The sequence below is a fragment of the Nocardia arthritidis NBRC 100137 genome (genome assembly GCF_001612765.1).
GTDB lineage: Bacteria > Actinomycetota > Actinomycetes > Mycobacteriales > Mycobacteriaceae > Nocardia > Nocardia arthritidis.
The window spans coordinates 34,853-53,340 of record NZ_BDBB01000013.1 but is presented as its reverse complement, the minus strand read 5'-3'; the positions used below and the strand labels follow the sequence as shown (position 1 = coordinate 53,340).

Annotated in this window: 13 protein-coding genes; 6 read left to right on the top strand and 7 right to left on the bottom strand. The window is 69.9% G+C overall.

Features of this window, described 5'->3' with window-relative positions; translation table 11 throughout:
* Nucleotides 1–27 precede the first annotated feature (27 nt).
* The 3 genes from NA8_RS11100 to NA8_RS11090 are packed head-to-tail and all read right to left on the bottom strand — an operon-like array spanning nucleotide 28 to nucleotide 7,288.
* Nucleotides 28–1,917: a fatty acyl-AMP ligase gene (locus NA8_RS11100; RefSeq protein WP_063050294.1), complete on the bottom strand. Its 1,890-nt coding sequence runs from the start codon at nucleotides 1,915–1,917 to the stop codon at nucleotides 28–30.
* Nucleotides 1,914–6,995, bottom strand: a complete 5,082-nt coding sequence (locus NA8_RS11095) for a type I polyketide synthase (RefSeq protein WP_063050293.1) — start codon at nucleotides 6,993–6,995, stop codon at nucleotides 1,914–1,916. The genes NA8_RS11100 and NA8_RS11095 overlap by 4 nt, the downstream gene beginning before the upstream one ends.
* The gene (locus tag NA8_RS11090) at nucleotides 6,992–7,288 is read right to left on the bottom strand and encodes an acyl carrier protein (protein ID WP_084466693.1); all 297 of its coding nucleotides are present in this window, start codon (nucleotides 7,286–7,288) and stop codon (nucleotides 6,992–6,994) included. The genes NA8_RS11095 and NA8_RS11090 overlap by 4 nt, the downstream gene beginning before the upstream one ends.
* 152 nt (nucleotides 7,289–7,440) lie before the next feature.
* On the opposite strand from NA8_RS11090, the gene NA8_RS11085 reads away from it, so the two are divergent.
* Entirely contained in the window at nucleotides 7,441–8,412 is a 972-nt protein-coding gene (locus tag NA8_RS11085; RefSeq protein WP_174550066.1) for an MBL fold metallo-hydrolase, read from the top strand.
* Nucleotides 8,413–8,419: 7 nt separating this feature from the next.
* Here NA8_RS11085 and NA8_RS11080 read toward each other — a convergent pair whose 3' ends face one another.
* Nucleotides 8,420–9,397: an NAD(P)H-dependent flavin oxidoreductase gene (locus tag NA8_RS11080; RefSeq protein WP_174550065.1), complete on the bottom strand. Its 978-nt coding sequence runs from the start codon at nucleotides 9,395–9,397 to the stop codon at nucleotides 8,420–8,422.
* Between the two features lie 341 nt (nucleotides 9,398–9,738).
* Here NA8_RS11080 and fadD5 point away from each other — a divergent pair, with 341 nt between their 5' ends.
* Complete coding sequence (gene fadD5 / locus NA8_RS11075) at nucleotides 9,739–11,310, top strand: fatty-acid--CoA ligase FadD5 (RefSeq protein ID WP_063050292.1); 1,572 nt, start codon at nucleotides 9,739–9,741, stop codon at nucleotides 11,308–11,310.
* A gap of 67 nt (nucleotides 11,311–11,377) precedes the next feature.
* Nucleotides 11,378–11,983 (top strand): cysteine hydrolase family protein, encoded by a 606-nt coding sequence (locus NA8_RS11070; protein ID WP_063050291.1) that lies wholly within the window; start codon nucleotides 11,378–11,380, stop codon nucleotides 11,981–11,983.
* A gap of 161 nt (nucleotides 11,984–12,144) precedes the next feature.
* Here NA8_RS11070 and NA8_RS11065 read toward each other — a convergent pair whose 3' ends face one another.
* Nucleotides 12,145–12,714, bottom strand: coding sequence for a TetR/AcrR family transcriptional regulator (locus NA8_RS11065; protein ID WP_063050290.1), 570 nt, complete (start codon nucleotides 12,712–12,714; stop codon nucleotides 12,145–12,147).
* A 99-nt stretch (nucleotides 12,715–12,813) separates the two neighbouring features.
* On the opposite strand from NA8_RS11065, the gene NA8_RS11060 reads away from it, so the two are divergent.
* Nucleotides 12,814–13,497, top strand: coding sequence for a class I SAM-dependent methyltransferase (locus NA8_RS11060; RefSeq protein ID WP_084466707.1), 684 nt, complete (start codon nucleotides 12,814–12,816; stop codon nucleotides 13,495–13,497).
* 21 nt (nucleotides 13,498–13,518) lie between these two features.
* On the opposite strand, the gene NA8_RS11055 is transcribed toward NA8_RS11060, so the two are convergent.
* Nucleotides 13,519–15,891 (bottom strand): lysylphosphatidylglycerol synthase transmembrane domain-containing protein, encoded by a 2,373-nt coding sequence (locus NA8_RS11055; RefSeq protein ID WP_063050288.1) that lies wholly within the window; start codon nucleotides 15,889–15,891, stop codon nucleotides 13,519–13,521.
* A gap of 277 nt (nucleotides 15,892–16,168) precedes the next feature.
* Here NA8_RS11055 and NA8_RS11050 point away from each other — a divergent pair, with 277 nt between their 5' ends.
* Together NA8_RS11050 and NA8_RS11045 are read left to right on the top strand one after the other, a co-directional pair.
* Nucleotides 16,169–17,068 (top strand): polysaccharide deacetylase family protein, encoded by a 900-nt coding sequence (locus NA8_RS11050; RefSeq protein WP_063050287.1) that lies wholly within the window; start codon nucleotides 16,169–16,171, stop codon nucleotides 17,066–17,068.
* Between the two features lie 20 nt (nucleotides 17,069–17,088).
* On the top strand, nucleotides 17,089–17,958 hold the full coding sequence (locus NA8_RS11045) for an SDR family NAD(P)-dependent oxidoreductase (protein ID WP_245663773.1): 870 nt from the start codon (nucleotides 17,089–17,091) through the stop codon (nucleotides 17,956–17,958).
* Between the two features lie 8 nt (nucleotides 17,959–17,966).
* Here the strand turns inward: NA8_RS11045 and NA8_RS33695 are convergent, their stop codons facing one another.
* On the bottom strand, nucleotides 17,967–18,107 hold the full coding sequence (locus tag NA8_RS33695; RefSeq protein ID WP_157106641.1) for a hypothetical protein: 141 nt from the start codon (nucleotides 18,105–18,107) through the stop codon (nucleotides 17,967–17,969).
* Nucleotides 18,108–18,488 lie beyond the last annotated feature (381 nt).

Here is an 18,488-nt window from a genome sequence, read left to right as displayed (position 1 = left end):
TGTTCGCTTCGCGGAAATCCGCTGACCTCAGATCATGGCGACCGGGTGCAGCCGGCCCGCGAGGTAGCGGGCCCTGCACTCGCCGCGGCGGAGCTTGCCGCTGCTGGTCTTGGGAATCCGCCCCGGCTCCACGAGCAGCACCGCACCGGGCATCACCTCGTGGGTGGCCGCGACCGCGGTGCGGATGCGCCGGGCCAGGGCGAACAGTTCGATGGTCTCGCAGCCGCCGATCGTGACGAGTTCGGCGACCACGACCAGGTCTTCGCGAAGCCCGTCGTCGTGCCCGAACGCCGTCACGTGGCCCGGCCGGACCTCCGAGGCGCATATCTGCACCGTCGCCTCGATATCGGCGGGATAGTGATTTCGCCCGTCGACCACGATGACGTCTTTGCGGCGGCCCGCGACGTAGAGCTGCCCCTCGTGCTGGAACCCGAGATCGCCGGTGCGCAGCCAGCGGGCGGCGCTCCCCGGCACGGTGGCGCCGAAGGTCTCCTCGGTGGCATCCGGCCTGCCGAAATACCCGTCGCACACATTGTCTCCGGCTACCCAGATCTCGCCGACGCGTCCGGCGGGCAGCACGGTCCCGGCTTCCGGATCGACGATTCGCAGCTCCTGCCCGACGGGCGCGCCGCACCCGACCAGCGGCACGCCGTCCCGGTATCCCGGCGCTGCCTCGGGTAGCGCGACCACGCGTCCTTCGGCCAGCGCGGCACGATCGAAGTGCTGCCATACCGGGTCCTCGTGCTGGTCGCAGACGGTGACCGTGAGCGTGGCTTCGGCCAAGCCGAAGCCAGGGGTGTGCGCGTGATGGCGGAAGCCGTATGGGCCGAAGGTCTCGGTGAATTCGGTGAGCGCGTCGGCGCGGACCGGTTCCGAGCCGTTGAGCACGAGGTCGAGCCCGGACAGGTCCAGCCCGGCCCGCTCGGCGGGGGTAGTGCCGGAGACCGCGAGCTTCAGGCCGAAATTGGGACACCCCGTGGTACCGGCACGATAGTCGGAGATCGCGCGCAGCCAGCGGACAGGGCGCTTCACGAACTCCGCGGGCGCAAGGGTGATGCCGTGCACGCCCAGGAACAGCGGCAGCGAAAGGCCGAGGATCAACCCCATGTCGTGGAAGAACGGCAGCCAGGTCACGACGGGCCGATCGTCCGCGACCGACACGGCGTGCCCGAGCTGCGTCAACGCCGTGGCGAGGTTCTTGTGGGTGACCCGGACGCCGGCGGGAGATTTGGTCGAGCCGGAGGTGTACTGCAAGTAGGCGAGCTCGTCGCCCACCGGGTCGATCACGGGCGCGGCCGCGAAGTCCACCGCGGCCGAACCCGCGATCGAAGCGGCTGGACGCATGTCCGGCGTACCGGAAGGCGCCCGCGATGATTCCGCCTGCCGCGCGACCGCGTCGGCCGCACCCGCCGTTGCGAGCACCGGATGAGCGTTCGACAGAAACTGATCGGCCGAACCCCACTCCGCTGCCGAGAGATTCGCGGGCAAGGTGACTATCCGGCCCGGCGCGGGACCGAGGATCGGCGCGGTGATCTCGTCGTGCGCCGAGAGCAGGCTGAGCGTGGGCCGGGCGTCGGCCAGGACGGCGTGCAGCCGGTCGCGGTTGCGCGCGCCCGCGGCCGGGAACAGCGGCACCGCGACTCGATTGCTGTACAGGCATGCGAGGAACGCCACCGCGTAGTCGATGCCGTGGGCGCAGAGAAGGGCCACTCGGTCGCCGGGCGCGCTCTCCCGCCGTAATCGTGCGGCCAGCGCGCCCGCCGCGGCATGCAGACGGGCGTAGGTCAGCGTGACGGGCACTCGTTCCTGCACGCGGAAGCGCAGTTCGGTGAAAGCCGGCTCGTCCGGCCGGATGGCGGCCCACGCGGCCACCGACGTGGCGAGGCCATTGCCTGCCGGGTGCGGGTCGCTGCTCACGAGGCGTCTCCGGTATTCGTGGCGACACGCTCGAGCAGGGCCGCGCCGAGGGCGGTGATGGTGGGGTGCTTGAACAACTCCGCGGTGGCGATCCGCACGCGCAGCAGCGATTCCAGATTCCGTCGCATCTCGATCGCGAGCAGCGAGCTGAGCCCCAGCTCGTTGAAGTCGGCGGCGGGGTCGATGTGCTCGGCGGGCAGATCGAGCGTGCTCGCGAGCACCCGGCGGATGATCGTGGTCAGCGGTTCGGTCGGCTCCGCGGGCGCGGGCGTGGGCTCGGTCGCGGTGTGCCGGGTGGAAGCGATGCTCGAATCCGGCGTCGGCACCAGCAGATTCGCCAAACGCGCCGCGACCGGGGACATGTCGGTCGTCGGGGTGTACTCCAGGGCGAGCAGGTACGGGCCGTCGTAGCGCAGGGCCTGGGACAGTACGGCGCTTCCGCGCCGCAGGTCGAACGCCCCGATGCCCGCGCGCCGCAGATGGGCCGCCCCGCCTGCGGCCGCGGCGAGGCCGGAATCCCACAGCCCCCAGCCGACGCTCAGAATCCGCCTGCCCGGATCACGCTGGGCCAGGGCGTCCATCGCCGCGTTGGCGGCGGCGTAGGCGGCCTGCCCCGGCGCTCCGAGCGCACCTGTGGCCGAGGAGAACAGCAGGACGAAATCCGTGGCGTCGGGCGCGGTGAGCTCGATCAGATTGCCCGCCGCGGTGGATTTGGGCAGGAACGTCCTGGCCACCTGGCCGGTGGTGACCGCGTCGAACCCGGCGTCCTCCAGCACGCCCGCCGCATGCACGACGCCGCGAATCGCGGAGTCGGAGGCTCGGATATCGCTGAGCGCGTTCGCCAGATCGTCCCGGTCGGCGGCGTCGCAGCGCACCACGACGATGCGGTCCTCCAAGCCGTCGAGCAGCGCGGGCACCGGCCGGGGCGCGCGGGTCAGCACAACCACGTCGCGCGCGCCTCCGTCGAGTAACCAGCGCACGGCGACCGAACCGAGCGTGCCCAGCCCGCCGGTGACGACGTAGGTTCCGTTCGCATCGATGCCGGCAACCGGAAGGGCGCGCGCTCGCGCGGGCGCGAAGCGCCGCACCGCGACCTCACCCGCCGACAGGCGCAGCTCGCCGGGAGTCGCGCTGTCGGTAGCCGTCACCAGACGGGTGAGCGGCGGCAAGTTCCTGAGGTCGGGGTCGGTCCAGATCAGCCGTACCGTCCGGCCCGTCTCGAGCTGGAGCGATCGAACCAGCCCTGCGATCGCGGCGGGGATGATCGAGATCGGCGCGCCGGGCGGCTCGTCGGGCCGCGAGAGTGAACGCGCCGCGTCCCGCAGCGGGAGTACAACCGTCACGGACGCGGTGGCGGCGTGGGCGCAAACCAGTTGCAGCAGTTCGAGTACGCGACTGGTCGCCGCGGCGGCGTTCTGGTCGTCGCTCCCGCCGGAGTCCGCGGGCCAGACGGCCACTACGGCGTGGCCGCCGCCGCGCCCGGCGAGGACCGCGGCGACGAGCGGGCTCGCGGCGTCAGGTTCGTGTGCGATCCGCTCGGTCGGCAGCTCGGCGTCCAGCGCGCGGGCGAGCCGTACCGCGAGATCCGAAGCACCCACCACCACCGCGCGCCGCACGACGCTCTCTGCCGCGTCACCGATCCCGAGCGAGCCGGGATCGCGAGCTTGCCAAACCTCGTGACGGAAGGGCGCGATCTGCGTTTCGTCGGCACGTACCGTGCGAAGTGGGTCGAGCCCCTCCTCCGTGCCGGGGTCGGCGTAACGGATGCGCACGCCGGAGAAGGCGAGACAGGGCACGCCGTGCTGGTCGGTCGCGATGACGTCCCCGACCAGTCCGGTGTCGCCGCGCTCCCGCACCAGCGCGTGCACTTCGAGCACATGGCGGTTCGGCTCGTGCGACAGCCAGGCCGAGTCGATGCCGATCGGCAGTGGAATCGACGCGGTGGGCAACTCGTCGAACACCGCTGCGGTGAGTACGTGCAGGCAACCGTCCAGCGTTGCGGTGCGATGCAATTCAGCGGCGTCGAACAAGCCCAGCGCTCGGCCGGTGCCCGCCGCGATACCGCGCAGCGTGCGGAACCGGGGACCGTACTCCAGCCGCCTGCGGCGCAATTCCTGGTAGAAAGCGCCGGTGGTGATGACGCGCATGTGGTGCCGGGCGGCCCGGTTTGCATCGACCACCCGCATCCATGCGACGATATCCGCGGGTGTGGGGTCACCGGCGGGCCGGGCCGAAGCCAGCGTCCCGGTGCCTGTGACCTCCGCCCGCACGCTTTGCTCCGCTCCCGGCCCGCGGTAGACGACCTCGGGCAGCACGCCCGGATCGGTTCGCTCGTGCACGGCGAAGTCGGCCAGGGCGGCGGTCCCGGCGGTGTCTTGGGCGAGTCGCAGCAGCCTGCGCAGCCAGAAGACGGCGGGGACGACGCCCTCGCCCTGCACCACGTGATGAGCGAGATCCTCGGTGGCGAACGCGGATTCGGGGACGTGCGCGCTCGCGGGCCCGGCCACCAGCAGCGGGAACTTCCGCTTGCGCCACTGCCGCGGGGTGAGCGGGCCGAACGGACCGAGGGCGGACCAGTCGACCGGTCGCCCCTCCAGGTACAGCCGCGCCAAGCCGGTGAGAAAGCCGCTCGCCTCGTCATCGCGCAGCGCCACGGCATGCGTGCCGTCGCGGAAGTCCGGATACTCCCGCACCGCCGGGAGCAGAACCGGATGCGGGCCGATCTCGACCACGGTCGAGATGCCCTCGTCCGCCGCGCGTTCCAGGGCGGCCGCCAATTCCACTGTGCCCGTTGCGTTCTCGGACCAGTAGTCGCGGTCCATCGCCGCCGTGGTGAGTTTCGTGCCGCGCCGCGCCGTCGAGTACACCGGTACGCGCGGCGTCCGGGCGGTGATCTCGGTCAACGCCGCGACGAAAGGCGCGAGCACGGTAACGACCTGTGGGCTGTGCGCGGCGAAGTCGACCGCGAGCTTGCGCGCGAACATGTTGCGGCGCGTGGCCCGCCGCACCAGCGTGTCGACATAGCGTGGCGTGCCGGACACGACCACCGATCTCGGGCCGTTCACCGCGGCGATGGCGACCTCCGCCCGCATCGGCTCCACGAGTTTGGCCGCTTCGTCCGGGTGCGCCTCGAGGACCGCCATCGCGCCGCGCCCGTCCAGATGCGCCAGGGTCGCGCTGCGCAGCACCACCACACGCGCCGCGTCCGCGACCGACAGCGCACCGCTGACCGCCGCCGCCGCGATCTCACCCAGGCTGTGCCCCGCCACCGCGTCGGGCCGAACCCCCCACGCCGTTAGCAATTTCACCAGTGCCATCTGGAACACGAACAACGCGGGCTGCACCAGATCGGTGGCTTGCGTCTCACTCGAGGAGGCGAAACCGTGGCGCGGTGTCCACACTCGCGGCCCGCCCGCCGCCACGATCGCGTCGGTCGTCTCGGCGAGCGCGGCGGCGAAGACCGGATACCGCGCCGCCAGCTCGCGGCCCATCTTCGGATGCTGGCCGCCTTGCCCGGAGAACAGGAACAACAGCCCACCGCGGCGGCGGTTCACCACTGGGCCGAGCACCGCGCCGGCGTCGCCGTGTCCGAAAGCGCGCAGCCGGTGCACCGCGTCGGCGTGATCATGCGCGAGGACCGCTGCCCGGGCCTGCTCGGGAAGCGATCTCGCCGCAGCCGAGGCGAACTCGGGCAGCGGCGGCCGCGCCTGGTCCAGTTCGCCGGCCAGCCGCTGTGCGCGTTCGCGCAGTTCCTCCTCGTCGCGTGCGGTGAGCGTCAGCAGAATCGGGAAGTGCTCAGCACGGCCGGGCCGGGCCGGGCCGACGCCGCGGAGCACGATGTGCGCGATCGTGCCGCCGAATCCGAACGAGCTGACCCCCGCCACGCGCTCCGGAGCGGCCACCCGGCTCCAGTCCACCGGCTCGGTCGGCACCCGCAGGCCGCGCTCGGCCAAGTGCAGCAACGGGTGTTCGGTGTGGACGTTGATCGTCGGGGCGATCATCCCGTGATGGATGGACAGCGCGGTCTTCACCATCCCGGTGACTCCGGCGGCGGCCTCCAGATGCCCGATGTTCGACTTCACCGAGCCGATCCAGATCGGATCGCCCGCGCTGTCGCCGAGCGCGGCGGCGAGCGCGCCGACTTCCACCGCGTCACCCAACGGAGTACCCGTGCCGTGACATTCGATGTAGCCCGCGCGCCCCGGCGTGCGCCCGGCCCGCGACCAGGCGGCGCGCAACGTCTCCTGCTGCGCCCGGCCGTTGGGCGCGTACAGACCGTTCGAGCGCCCGTCCGATCCGACGGCGCTTCCGACGATCTCCGCGTAGACCCGGTTGCCCTCGCGTACCGCGTCCGAACTGCGTTGCAGCACCACCACGGCGCAGCCGTCGCCGCGGGTGTAGCCGTCGGCGGTGACGTCGAACGGCGCCGACCGCCCGCCGGGCGACAGGACCCCGCTCTCGGCCAGGTAGTTCGAGGTGTGCTCCAGCAAGACGAGATTGACGCCGCCCACGATGGCGAACGGGACCGTGCCGTCGGCGAGCAGTCGGACGGCGAGGTCCACCGCGGCGAGGGAGGACGAGCAGGCGCTGTCGAGCACCAGGCTCGGTCCGTGCAGATCGAGCACGTACGACAGCCGGTTGGCGATGATGCTGAGCGCGGACCCGGTCACCGCGTAGGGCGCGTCGTGGCCGGCCCGGCCGAGTACCGCGATGCCGTGGTCGTACCCCGAAGCGCCGAAGACGACGGCGGCGCCGGAACCCCGCACGCGGTAGCCGATCCCGGCGTCGTCGAGCGCCTCGACCGCGACCTCCAGCGCGAGCCGCTGCTGCGGATCCATGACCGCGGCCTCGCGCTCGGAGATGGCGAACCAGTCGTTGTCGAAGGACTCGACGTCGTCGAGGTACCCGCCGCGGCGGGAGCTCAGCCGCCCGGCGGGCGGGCTGGACGTGGCGTCCCGGCCCTCGATCAGCAGCTGCCAGAACTCGGCGACGCTCGCCGCTCCGGGAAGTCGGCAGCCGATGCCGATGACGGAGACGGGTGGATGCGAGCCGACGGGGTAAGTGGGCGCGCCGCTCATCGCATCGCGAGATACTCGACAAGCTGTTCGATGTCCGGATGGTCGTAGATCGCGGTCAGCGGAACCTCGACTCCTATGGCGTCTTCGAGATGGGCGGTCAGCCTCGCGAGTTGAGTGGAACCGAGGCCGAGATCGGTGAAGGGCGAACTGGTCGACACCGCGGCGGCGTCGACGCCTAGTAGATCCGCGACGGCCAGGACGGCGGCGCAAGTGAGCGCGGTGCGCCGGCTACAGCCGAGCGAACCCTCGTTCTCCTGTGCGCCACTGCGCCCGTCCGGAAGACTGGGCCGCATCGCGTCCTCCCTCCCCGTCTCCCCGGCTGCTGTTACCCACTCGAGATCGGTACCCACGCGATTATGCCGGAGAAATCGTCCGGAGCAAGGTCGCATATCCGCTGCCAGCCCGGCTCTTTCGCGAACCGGCGGTGATCGCATACCGTGGCACCGTGACCGAACCGGACAACGGTGCCGCCACCCGCGCCGAGCGCACGCCGACTTTGCCCGTCCTGCTGCGCTGCTGTGCCGCGCTGGCGGCCACGCCAGGCCGGTTGTTGCGGCCGCGCCGCCCCGACACCACCCTGCTGGCGAACCTCGAGGTGCTGCCGCCGCCCCCCGCGAGCGCCACGGTCGAGCTGACCGTGCTGACCCAGGCCACCATGTCCGCGCCGACCACCATCGTGGCCGAGGGTGTGCGCAGCCTACGGGAGATGCGGCTGTCGATGGCGGCGTTCCTGGTCGAGCATCCGAAGGCGCGTTTCCTGGTCGATCCCGCCCTGTGCGCGGGCGTGCACGAGCGCGTGCTGCCCGAACTTCCCTTCCCCGTTCCGCTGCTCGTCGCGCCGGACAAGCCGGTGCTCGGTCTGGCCGATGCGCTCGCCGCGCACGACGTCGCGGGCGCGGACATCGATTTCGTGGTGCCGACCCACCTGCACTGGGACCATGTCTCGGGCCTGCTCGAGCTGCCCGCCTCGGTCGAGATCCGGTTGCCAGGAGCCGAGTACGACTGGGCGATGGGCGGCCCGCACGCGCCGGCCGGTGTGGCGCGCGGCCCGCTGCGCGGACGCAGCTTCGACCGCTTCGACCTCGACGGCCCGCCGGTGCTGACCTTCCCCCGCAGCAAGGACCTGTTCGGCGACGGTTCGGTGCTGTTGGTCGATCTCGCGGGACACACGCCCGGCAGCATCGGTGTGCTGCTGGCGGTGGACGACGGCACCCGGGTGCTGCTCGCGGGCGACGCCGTCTGGAGCAAGCTACAGGTCGATCTGCTGCGGGAGAAGGCGCCGATGCCCGGCAAACTGTTCGACACCGACCGGGACGCCGCCTTCACCACCATCCACCGCCTGCACGCGCTGCCCGACGGCATCGAACTCGTCGCGAGCCACGACTACGCGGCCGTCACCGTCCGCGCGGCCAGGTAATTCCTGGTCAGCCGACCACCACGGTTTCGGCGAGGCGCGCCGTGATCAGCCGCTCGGCCTCGGTGACCATCCGGCCGATGAGTTCGGCGCAGGTCGGGATGTCGTGGATCAAGCCCTGGCACAGGCCGACCGACCAGATGCCCGCGTCCAGATCGCCCTCTTCGAACACCCGGCGGCCGCGGGCTCCGGCGACCAGATCCCGCACGTCGTCGAAGGTGCCGCCGGACTTCTCGATCTCGACGACCTTGCGGCTGATCTCGTTGTCCGCGACCCGCGCCGTGTTGCGCATGGTGCGGAAGATGAGCTGGGTGTCGCGCTCGGAGTTCGCGACGATCTTCTCCTTGACCTTCTGATCGATCGAGGACTCCTGCGTGCACAGGAACCGGGTGCCCATGTTGACGCCGTCCGCGCCGAGCGCGAGCGCGGCGACCAGGCCGCGGGCGTCGGCGATCCCGCCCGAGGCGATCATCGGGATGGTCAGTTCGCGGGCGGCGGCGGGGATGAGCACGAGGCCGGGAACGTCGTCCTCACCGGGATGGCCCGCGCACTCGAAGCCGTCGATGCTCACCCCGTCCACACCGATCCGCTCGGCCTTCAGCGCGTGCCGCACGCTGGTGCACTTGTGCAGCACCTTGATGCCCGCGTCCTTGTAGTAGGGCAGGAACGGCTCTGGGTTGCTGCCCGCCGTCTCGACGATCTTGATGCCGCTGTCGATGATCGCCTGCACGTATTCCGCGTACGGCGGCGGGTTGATCGACGGCAAGATGGTGACGTTCACGCCGAACGGCTTGTCGGTCAGCTCCTTGGTGCGCTCGATCTCGCGGCGCAGGTCGTCGGGGGTCGGCTGGGTCAGGGCCGTGATGAAGCCGAGCCCGCCCGCGTTGGCGACCGCCGCGACGAGTTCGGCCCGCCCCACCCACATCATGCCGCCCTGCACGATCGGGTGCTCCACTCCGAACTTCTCGGTGAACCTGGTCCGCAGCATTGCGCTTCTCCTATACCTCGCGCGGGCGTGCCGGTTCGCCCGTTGGGGTCGATGGTGACACGAGAATCGCCTCGCATTCAACTCATAAGTGAGCCGAGGTTCGCATATTTGATGATCTTTCCCGGTATAGTTCGGGCGGTACGGAGTGTTGCCACGAGATCGAATGGCCTGCTAGAAGGCGTGCCGTTGGAATCGACCTCCGAGCCGGGCCGATTAACCCCGATTCATCCCGCTATCCCTTGCCGGTCGCTTAAGTTAGTTGCTATTCTGCACGCGATTCAGCCCGTCGCCGCCGCCGGACAACCCGGCGGCCGATGACGGTCCGAGAGGAGTTCGTGGCAATGACCACCGGGGCAGCAGCGCTCGACGAACCGATCAGGTCGCGGCGCAACCACTGGAACAATCAGCTCGCCGTGCACGCGCAGATGCGCCCGGACGCGGTCGCGCTGCGATTCCGTGGCGTGGACACCACCTGGCGGCAGTTGCACGAACGGTCGCTGAAGTTCGCCGACGGATTGGCGCGCCGGGGCGTCGGGTTCGGCGATCGGGTGCTGATCCTGGCGCTGAACTACCCGGAGTACCTCGAAGCGGTGTTCGGCATCAACGCGCTGGGCGCGATCGCGGTGCCGGTCAACTTCCGCCTGACGCCGCCGGAGGTCGCCTACATCGTCAGCGATAGTGGAGCCAAGGCGATCGTCACCGACACCGTGTTGCAGCCGCTGGCCACCGCCGTGCAGGCGCAGGTGCCCGCCCTGAAGACCTGCGTGGTGATCGGCGGCGCGTCCGGCGACGGCGTGATCGGCTTCGACGATCTGCTCGCGGAGCCGGGTGAACCGCACATCCCGCTGGACATCCCCGAGGACACCCCCAGCCTCATCATGTATACCTCCGGCACCACGGGCAGCCCGAAAGGCGCGGTGCTGACCCACGCGAACATGAACGCCCAGGCGCTGACCTGCATCCGGGCGCTGGCGCTGCAGCCGGAGTCGATCGGGCTGTGCACCTCGCCGCTGTTCCACATCGCAGGCCTCGGCAGTCTCGCCCCGGCGTTCCTGCTCGGTGCGAAGACGGTGCTGCATCCGCTCGGCGCCTTCGACGCCGGTGAGTTCCTCGACGCGCTGGAGCGGGAGCAGGCCACCTCCGCCTTCTGCGTGCCCGCGCAGTGGCAGCTGGTCTGCGACCACCCGACGGTGAGGGATCGCAAGCTCGCGCTGGAGGTGCTCAGCTGGGGCGCGGCGCCCGCCTCGGACACCGTGCTGCGCGCGATGGCCGAGTGCTTCCCGAACGCGTTCAACGTCGCGGTGTTCGGGCAGACGGAGATGTCGCCGATCACCTGCGTGCTGGAGGGCAAGGACGCGATCCGCAAGCTCGGCTCGGTCGGCAAGCCCATCCCGACGATTCAAGCGCGCATCGTCGACGACGAGATGAACGACGTCGCCCCCGGTGAGGTCGGCGAGATCGTCTACCGCGGCCCGACGCTCATGCAGGGTTACTGGAACAAGCCGGAGGCCACCGCCGAAGCGTTCGCGGGCGGCTGGTTCCACTCCGGCGACCTGGTCCGCCAGGACGACGAGGGCTTCATCTACGTGGTCGACCGCAAGAAGGACATGATCATCTCCGGCGGTGAGAACATCTACTGCGCCGAGGTGGAGAACGTTCTGTTCGCGCACCCGAAGATCCGCGAGGCGGCGGTGGTCGGCCGCAGGCACGAGAAGTGGGGCGAGGTGCCGGTCGCGGTGGTCGCGCTGCACAACCCGGACGACGAGTTGACCCTGGCCGAACTGGAGCCGTTCCTCAACGAGAACCTGGCGCGCTACAAGCACCCCAAGGACCTGGTGCTACTGGCCGAGCTGCCGCGCAACGCGAGCGGCAAGGTGGTGAAAGTCCAGCTGCGCAAGGATTATTCGTCCTGACCGCGCGGTCCGTTCGTTTCACGTGAATCGGACGATTTACGCGGACGCGGATGCGTAAGGTCGTCGTATGGCGATCCGACGTATCCGCGCCGCCGTGCTGGCGCTGCACTGGCAGGTGAATGTTATTCGGCCGGAGGGCTTTTTCGGCCCGATGCTGGCCGCGCCCGTGGCAGCCACGGGCGTGGTGGCGCGGGCGGCGGACTTCCACACCGCGGCGCTGGCGGCGCGAATGCCGGTGATCTTCACCCGGTTCACCATCCCGGTCGGGGAGGGTGAGCTGGTGCGCAACACCGGATTCATGCGCTCGGTCGGCGCGGCGCAGACCGAGTTCCGGCCGGATTCGCCTGGCGCGGCGATTATTCCGGAGATGGCGGCGCAGCCGACGGAAGTCTTCGACAACCAGAAGCTGTCCGGCCTCGCGGGCAGCAAACTGCCGGAGTGGCTGGCGGATCAGGGTATCGAGACGCTCTTCGTCACGGGCGTCGCGACCAATCTCACCGTCGAGCAGACCGCGCGGCACGGCACCGATCTCGGGTTCAGCGTGCACCCGGTGGCCGACTGTGTGGCCGCCGCCACCCCGGAAGCGCACGAAGCCGCGCTGGCCAACCTCGAACTCGTCACCGCGGGGAGTATCCGCGCCGCCGACGCGGTGGAGCGCTTGAACGCCCGCTGATCACGGTGTACGCGGCGACGGCCCAAGCCCGCGAGATCTCGCTGAGGTCTGCCTGGCGACGCTCGACACCGCGACGGCGGCTGCTTCCGCGGCCTCGTGCGGATATCTCGGAGCGGGCTACCGCCCGGACGGTGGTCGACGGCGGGAGCGGAAAAAGCTCGTCAAACCTCGTCGCGCAAGCCGGGACCGACCAAGCGCACCAATTGGCGGTACGCCTCTGCGGCCGAGAGCGGCGGATGCGGCTCGGCGATGGCGCCGAGCAGGCCGACGACACCCCAGGACAGGAACGTCACGGTGGTCGCGAACTCGTCCTCCGGCATCGTCAGTCGCTCGCGCAGCCGCTCGGCGAGGATCTGCGCGACCATCACCCGGGTGGTGCGCAGCGAGACGGTGCCGCTCTTGCGGCCGAGCAGCGCCCGGTAGACCTCGGGATGGCCGGCGGCCAGCTCGAACAGCGTGCGCACCGGCGCGAGCAGTTCGGGTGCATCGGTGTCCGTCTCGGCCGCCGCCATTGCCGCGCGCAGGTAGTCGGTGCTGCTGCGTAACAGCAGGTCGTCCTTGTCCCGGTAGTGCGCGTAGAACGTCGACCGTCCGACGTCGGCGCGATCCAGGATGTCGCGGACGGTGATCCGGTCGTAGGCGCGTTCGATCATGAGCTCGATCAGCGCTTGGTGCAGCAAGGCCCTGGTGCGCCGGACCCGGCGGTCGGCGCTGTCCTGTTCTCCCGGCACGGTAGCCTCCCGGACAAAAGTCTCGTGTGCGTCCGGTTCCGGACAAATCCCGGGGCATTGTCCCTGGTAGGCAGCGCGGTGGCGGCCGATCCTGAACTCATGTCCCGAAACGAACCCCAGTCTGCCATCACTTCGCACGACGACATCGGAGTCCTGCTCACTCAGCCGCGCCGCTACCGGGCCTTCAAGGCCGCTTTCCTGCTCGGCGGGGCAGACCGCCTGAACACCCGCCTCGCCGGACTGGCCCGTCCGGCGCCCGGCGCCGACGTCGTCGACATCGGTTGTGGCCCGGGCGACCTGGCTCGAGTGCTGGCGCGTCGCGCCGGCCAGGTCACCGGCGTCGACCCGTCGCCGCAGATGATCGACTACGCGACCGCGCGCTGCCGCGACTTGGCGAATTGCCGATTCGAAGTGGGTAGCGGGCAGTCGCTTCCACTGCCCGACCTCTCCGCCGACCTGGTGACCTGCACCTTCGCCATGCACCACATCCCCGCGGCGTACCGTTCCGACGCCGTCGCGCAGATGTTCCGGGTACTGCGACCCGGCGGTCGGCTGCTGCTCGCCGACACTTATCCGACCGACCCGTTCCGCTCCGCCGTTGTGCGCGCGATGTCCCGGTTCGCGGCCCACCGCACCCACGACACCGGCCACGACCATGGTGATCCCATGGCAAACATCGACATTCGCCGGTATAGGGACATGTTGGAGGCGCACGGTTTCGAGGACGTCGAGTTCGCCGTCGTGCGCCCCGCCACCGGCGTCCTGTCGGCCACCAAGCCGTAAGCGGGCCGCCCCGGACCGAACCTAGATCAGGTCCTTGTTCGTCAGCCAGCGCATGGCGCCCCACCCGCAGAACACCGGCAGCCAGCAGGTCAGCACGCGATACAGCAGCACCGAGGGCACCGCGATTTCCGCGGGCAGGCCGAAGGCGGCCAGACCACCGATGAGCGCGGCCTCGACCGCGCCGACGCCGCCCGGCGTCGGCGCGGCCGCGGCCAGCGTGCCGCCGATCATGGTGACGATAGTGACGGTGATGAAGGTGGTGCCGCCGCCGAACGCTTGCACGCTGGCCCAGAGCGCACCCGCCATGCCGATGGTGAGTGCCGCGCATCCGCCGATGATCACCGCAGATCGCTTGGGATCACGCGCCAACCCGGCGAGTTCGCCCAAAACCTCTTGCAGCTGTGGCCGGACCGCGTTGTTCAGCCAACGGCGCAATCTCGGTACGAACATGAACGCACCGACGATCCCGACACCGACGCCGGCGAGCAGATACAGCACCGTGGCGTCCGGGACGAAATGCGACAGATCCGCCGAGGTGCCCGCGAGGATGCTGAACGCGAGCAGCAAGCCGACATGGGTGATCACCTGGGACGCTTGTTGCAGTGCGACCGCGGCCGTGGCGCGCACCGCGCCGGTCCCGGACTTCTGCAGAAAACGCACGCTCAATGCGAGCCCGCCGACGCCCGCCGGCGTGGTGGTCGCCGCGAAAGTGTTGGCGACCTGCATGACGAGGAGATTCCGGATGCTCACCGTCCCGAACGCGCAAGCCCACAGCGCCGCCGCAGCGCCGACATACGTCAGCGCGGAGACCGCGAGCCCGAGCAGCGCCCACCACCAGTTCGCCGTGCGCAACTGGGTGAAGAACGTCGGCACGGCGCTGATGAACGGATAGGCGACGTACACCAGCGCGATCAGCAGCACCAGTTGGATGATCTGGTTACGGGAGAACCGAGTGATCTGCTCGGCTTCGATTCGATCCTGTCCGGTCTGTCTGCGCACCTCGTCGCGGGCGGCGGACAGCGCGGTCTTCCATTCCGGGACCGCCTTGCGGATGCCGGTCGGTATGGCGGATTTGGTCAACCGGCTCGCCGCGGCGAGCACCGGCGCTTCGCCGAGGGTTTCGATCGCCGCGCGCACCGCCGGCTCCTTGCCGAAAATCGCGGTGGTCGTCACCAGCAACTGGGCGATGTCGGATTGCAGTTGCGCGTCCGACGCCCCGTACTCGGCGTTGCCGAAGCCGCCGAACAACGTGACGCCGTCGTCGACGCGGATATCGATCGGCCGCAGGTCGCCGTGCGCGATCCGCTTCTGCTGCAAAGTGTCCAGTGCTCGCCACACGCCGGGCAGCGCGTCGACGGATCGGTCGGTGATCGGCGTGCCCCGGGGTCTGGTGTGCGCGTACAACATCCAGCCGCGAGACAGCGCGGCGACCGCGACAGGCGTACTGCTGCTGGAACCGAGTTCGCCCACTGCGATCGCCATGAGGGCGCGATGCTCGACCACGCGGTGCATGGAACCGTGGATGGCCGCGGTCTCGCTGGTGCGGAATGTCAGCCAGCGCCACAATTGCCGTAGCGCGCCGAAGCTGCTCTGGTTCTTGCCGAACATCTCGATGCTCAGTTCGCGTTCCGGCCCTTCGACGGCGGCGGCGAGCATCAACGGCCCCCGGCCCGCCGGATGCACCACGGTGAATCCGGTGACCGTATGACCACGTCCGGCGAGCACCCGGACGGCCGCGTCGAGGGGGACCTCCAGCGCAGGCGTGCCCACCACGAGCACGATCACCGCGCCGACCAGCCAGCCGACCGCCAGCCCGAACATCGCCCGCGCGGGCACCACGGTGCTGACCACGAGATGGATCGGCGCGAACGCCAGCAGCAGGAACCACAGCCAGCGCCGCGGCCGGACGGGCAGCCACGGGCTGGCGACGGTGAGCATCGCGGCGATCATCGCGATCCAGCGCGGATCGTCCAGGAACTGGGATAAGAAGGTGTCCAACCGGTCCGGCACCTGCAGATGCCACTTCGGCGCGGACAGCCCGGTGCCGGTGATGGACAACAGCAGTCCGGCGACCGCACCGGCCGCCGCGTAGCCGGCGAGCAGCTTCCACTGCCTGCCGATGATCAGCTCGATCAGGATCGCGAACGGCAGCGCGAGAATCGCCATGCCGTAGACCAGATACACCAGGTTCGACTGGTCCGGATTGAGGAAACCGACGATGTTGGAGACCGAGCGTTCCAGCGCCAGCCATTCCGGGCGGGTGATCAGCGACGCCGCGATCACGACCGCCACCCACAGCGCCGCGAGAACGACGCGAATGATGTCGCTCGTCCGCCGGATCAGCGGCTGTAGCAGGTTGCCCGTGACCGGGATCTCCCGCCCGTCCACTCGCATGCTGTTCCGCCTCTCCGGGTCTTCAGGCCGTACTGTGCAGGTGGCGCAGGATTTGCGTTCAGGTCCTGCGTGGGGTGCCACTCCTGTTCTGGGCGTGCCCGGCGAGTTACCCATGTGCGTACGAAACCAGTTGCTGCGTTCGCTGCACGATACCGGCCGATGCACAGCGCGAACTCGGCAGAACCCGGCCGCTGTCGGCATCGATGAGGCACTGTGCCGGACGTCACTCGAGACCGAGGTTGATCCTCACACTAGTGTCAAGTTCGAGCATGAGGACATGGACAACGAACTCTTCGGCTACAGCCCGATCGTCGACCGCCCGTCGCTGCGCTGGCCCGGCAACGCCCGGGTCGCGTTCTATATCGGGCTCAATGTCGAGCACTACCAGGTGGACCGGCCGTCCACGAGCATCTTCCCCGGTACCGCCGGGCTCGCGCCCGACCCGCTGAACTACGGGTGGCGGGACTACGGGGCGCGCGTCGGCATCTGGCGGGTGATCGAGGTGCTCGACCGGCACGGCATCCGGGCCAGCGCGTTGCTCAACTCGGATGTGGCCGAACACTATCCCCAGATCGTGGCCGCAGGGGTGCGGCGGAACTGGGCGTGGCTCGCGCACGGGAAGAACAACTCGATCTTCCAGGCCGACCTTCCGCCGGACGAGGAGCGCGCCTACCTCGCCGACGTGGTCACGACCATCGAACGAGCGACCGGCCGCAGGCCGCGTGGCTGGATGGGACCGGCGCTCACCGAGTCGTTCCTGACCCCGTCGCTGCTGGCCGAACTCGGCCTCGGCTACGTACTCGACTGGACCAACGACGACCAGCCTTATCCCCTGTCGGTACCCGGCCTGCTCAGCGTCCCCTACTCGGTGGAACTCAACGACAACACGCTGTTCCTGGGCAAGGCCACCAGCGGACCGGACTTCGTACGGATCGTTCGCGACCAGCTCGACCAGCTCTACGCGGAGTCGGCGGGCAGCGGGCGCGTCATGGCGCTGGCCCTGCACCCGTTCGTGATCGGGCAGGCGTTCCGGATCAAGTACCTGGATCAAGCGCTCGACTACGTGGCGAGCCACCCGGGGGTGTGGCTGACCACCAGCGACGAGATCGCAGAGCACTACGAGGGCGCGTCGATGCTTGCCGAATACGCGCGAGCCGAAGACGATCGGGTCACGTAAACGATGCTCGGGAGGCAGCGATGGCAGCGCAGGACCAGGTACAGGACAAGGACCTGACCGGAAAGACGATGGTGGTGACGGGCGCGAGCTCCGGCATCGGCGCCGCCGCGGCACAGCGGCTCGCCGCGCGCGGCGCAAGCGTCGCGGTCGTCGGCCGATCACCGGAGCGGACCGCCGAGGTGGCGGCGAAGGCAGGCGCGGAGCCGTTCGTCGCCGACTTCGCCCGGCTCGACGACGTGCGCAAGCTGGCCGACCAGCTGCTCGACCGGTATCCCAGGATCGACGTGCTGGCCAACAACGCGGGCGGCGCGTGGCCCAAGCGGACGGTCACCGACGACGGCAATGAACTCACCTTCCAGGTCAATCACCTGGCGCCGTTCCTGCTCACCAATCTGCTGCTGGAGCGCTTGGCCCACTCGCAGGCCCGGGTGGTGAACACCGCGAGCATGACCTACCGGATGGCCAAGCTGGACCTGGACACGGCGAACGCGGCGACGGGCTCGTTCAACCAGCTCGGCGCGTACGGCGCGTCGAAACTGGCGAACATCCTGTTCACTCGGGAACTGGCCCGCCGCACCGAGGGCACCGGGATCACCACCGCGGCCTTCCATCCCGGCGCGGTCGCCACCCACGTCTACGACAACGCCCCGCTCGGTCTCGGCTGGTTCATCCGGTCCCCGCTGGCGCGCCCGTTCTTCATCCAACCGGACAAGGGCGCGCAGCCACTGGTGCACCTGGCCACCACCGCCGATGGCGCGGCGATCAACGGGCAGTACTTCCACCGGTTCGAGCTGGAGCCGCCGCGCAACAAGCAGGCGGTCGACGCCGATCTCGCGCGGCGGCTGTGGACGCTGTCCGAGCAGGCCACCGGGCTGACGCCGAGCGAATAGGCCTTCCCTTACGGCTCGGCGTCGGTGAGTCGCAGGGAGCGGCCGTCCACCGGCTCCGGCTCGACGCCGACCCCGTAGCCCCCACCGGACCGGTCGCTCGCGTCCAGTTCGACGATGGTCCGGGCTACTTGTCCGGTGGGGATCAACACGGGAAAAGCGGCGGGCGCGGAGATGCTCCTGACATTGACGATATTCCGGTTGCGCGCGCGATTCTCGGGTCCCGCGTGCAACCAGCACCGCTGCGCCGGCCGCGTCGAAAGCCGCAGTGGCACAGCCACAGTCAAGGCAAGTGGGGGCCGAAGTCGTCCAGCGCCGCGTCGCCGTCGACGATGCCGCGCGGGTGCGGCCGGACGTGCGCCGTTCTCCGGCGCCGCGGCGTCCGGCGGGGAGACTGCGCCGGACCCAGCGCCGGTGGGCGAACAGCTGCGCGAACCACTGCGGAACCGGCGGTGTCGCAAGCTCCGGCTCGGTTGTCACCGTTACTCCTCCCGGTCGAACCTCCGCGATCATATTGCCCGCACCCGGTGGCA

Bases quoted from the DNA above. Each gene is read 5' to 3' on its own strand.
- NA8_RS11095 (WP_063050293.1), bottom strand. From the start codon at position 6,995: ATGAGCGGCGCGCCCACTTACCCCGTCGGCTCGCATCCACCCGTCTCC.
- NA8_RS11090 (WP_084466693.1), bottom strand. From the start codon at position 7,288: ATGCGGCCCAGTCTTCCGGACGGGCGCAGTGGCGCACAGGAGAACGAG.
- NA8_RS11080 (WP_174550065.1), bottom strand. From the start codon at position 9,397: ATGCTGCGGACCAGGTTCACCGAGAAGTTCGGAGTGGAGCACCCGATC.
- fadD5 (WP_063050292.1), top strand. From the start codon at position 9,739: ATGACCACCGGGGCAGCAGCGCTCGACGAACCGATCAGGTCGCGGCGC.
- NA8_RS11070 (WP_063050291.1), top strand. From the start codon at position 11,378: ATGGCGATCCGACGTATCCGCGCCGCCGTGCTGGCGCTGCACTGGCAG.
- NA8_RS11060 (WP_084466707.1), top strand. From the start codon at position 12,814: ATGTCCCGAAACGAACCCCAGTCTGCCATCACTTCGCACGACGACATC.
- NA8_RS11055 (WP_063050288.1), bottom strand. From the start codon at position 15,891: ATGCGAGTGGACGGGCGGGAGATCCCGGTCACGGGCAACCTGCTACAG.
- NA8_RS11050 (WP_063050287.1), top strand. From the start codon at position 16,169: ATGGACAACGAACTCTTCGGCTACAGCCCGATCGTCGACCGCCCGTCG.
- NA8_RS11045 (WP_245663773.1), top strand. From the start codon at position 17,089: ATGGCAGCGCAGGACCAGGTACAGGACAAGGACCTGACCGGAAAGACG.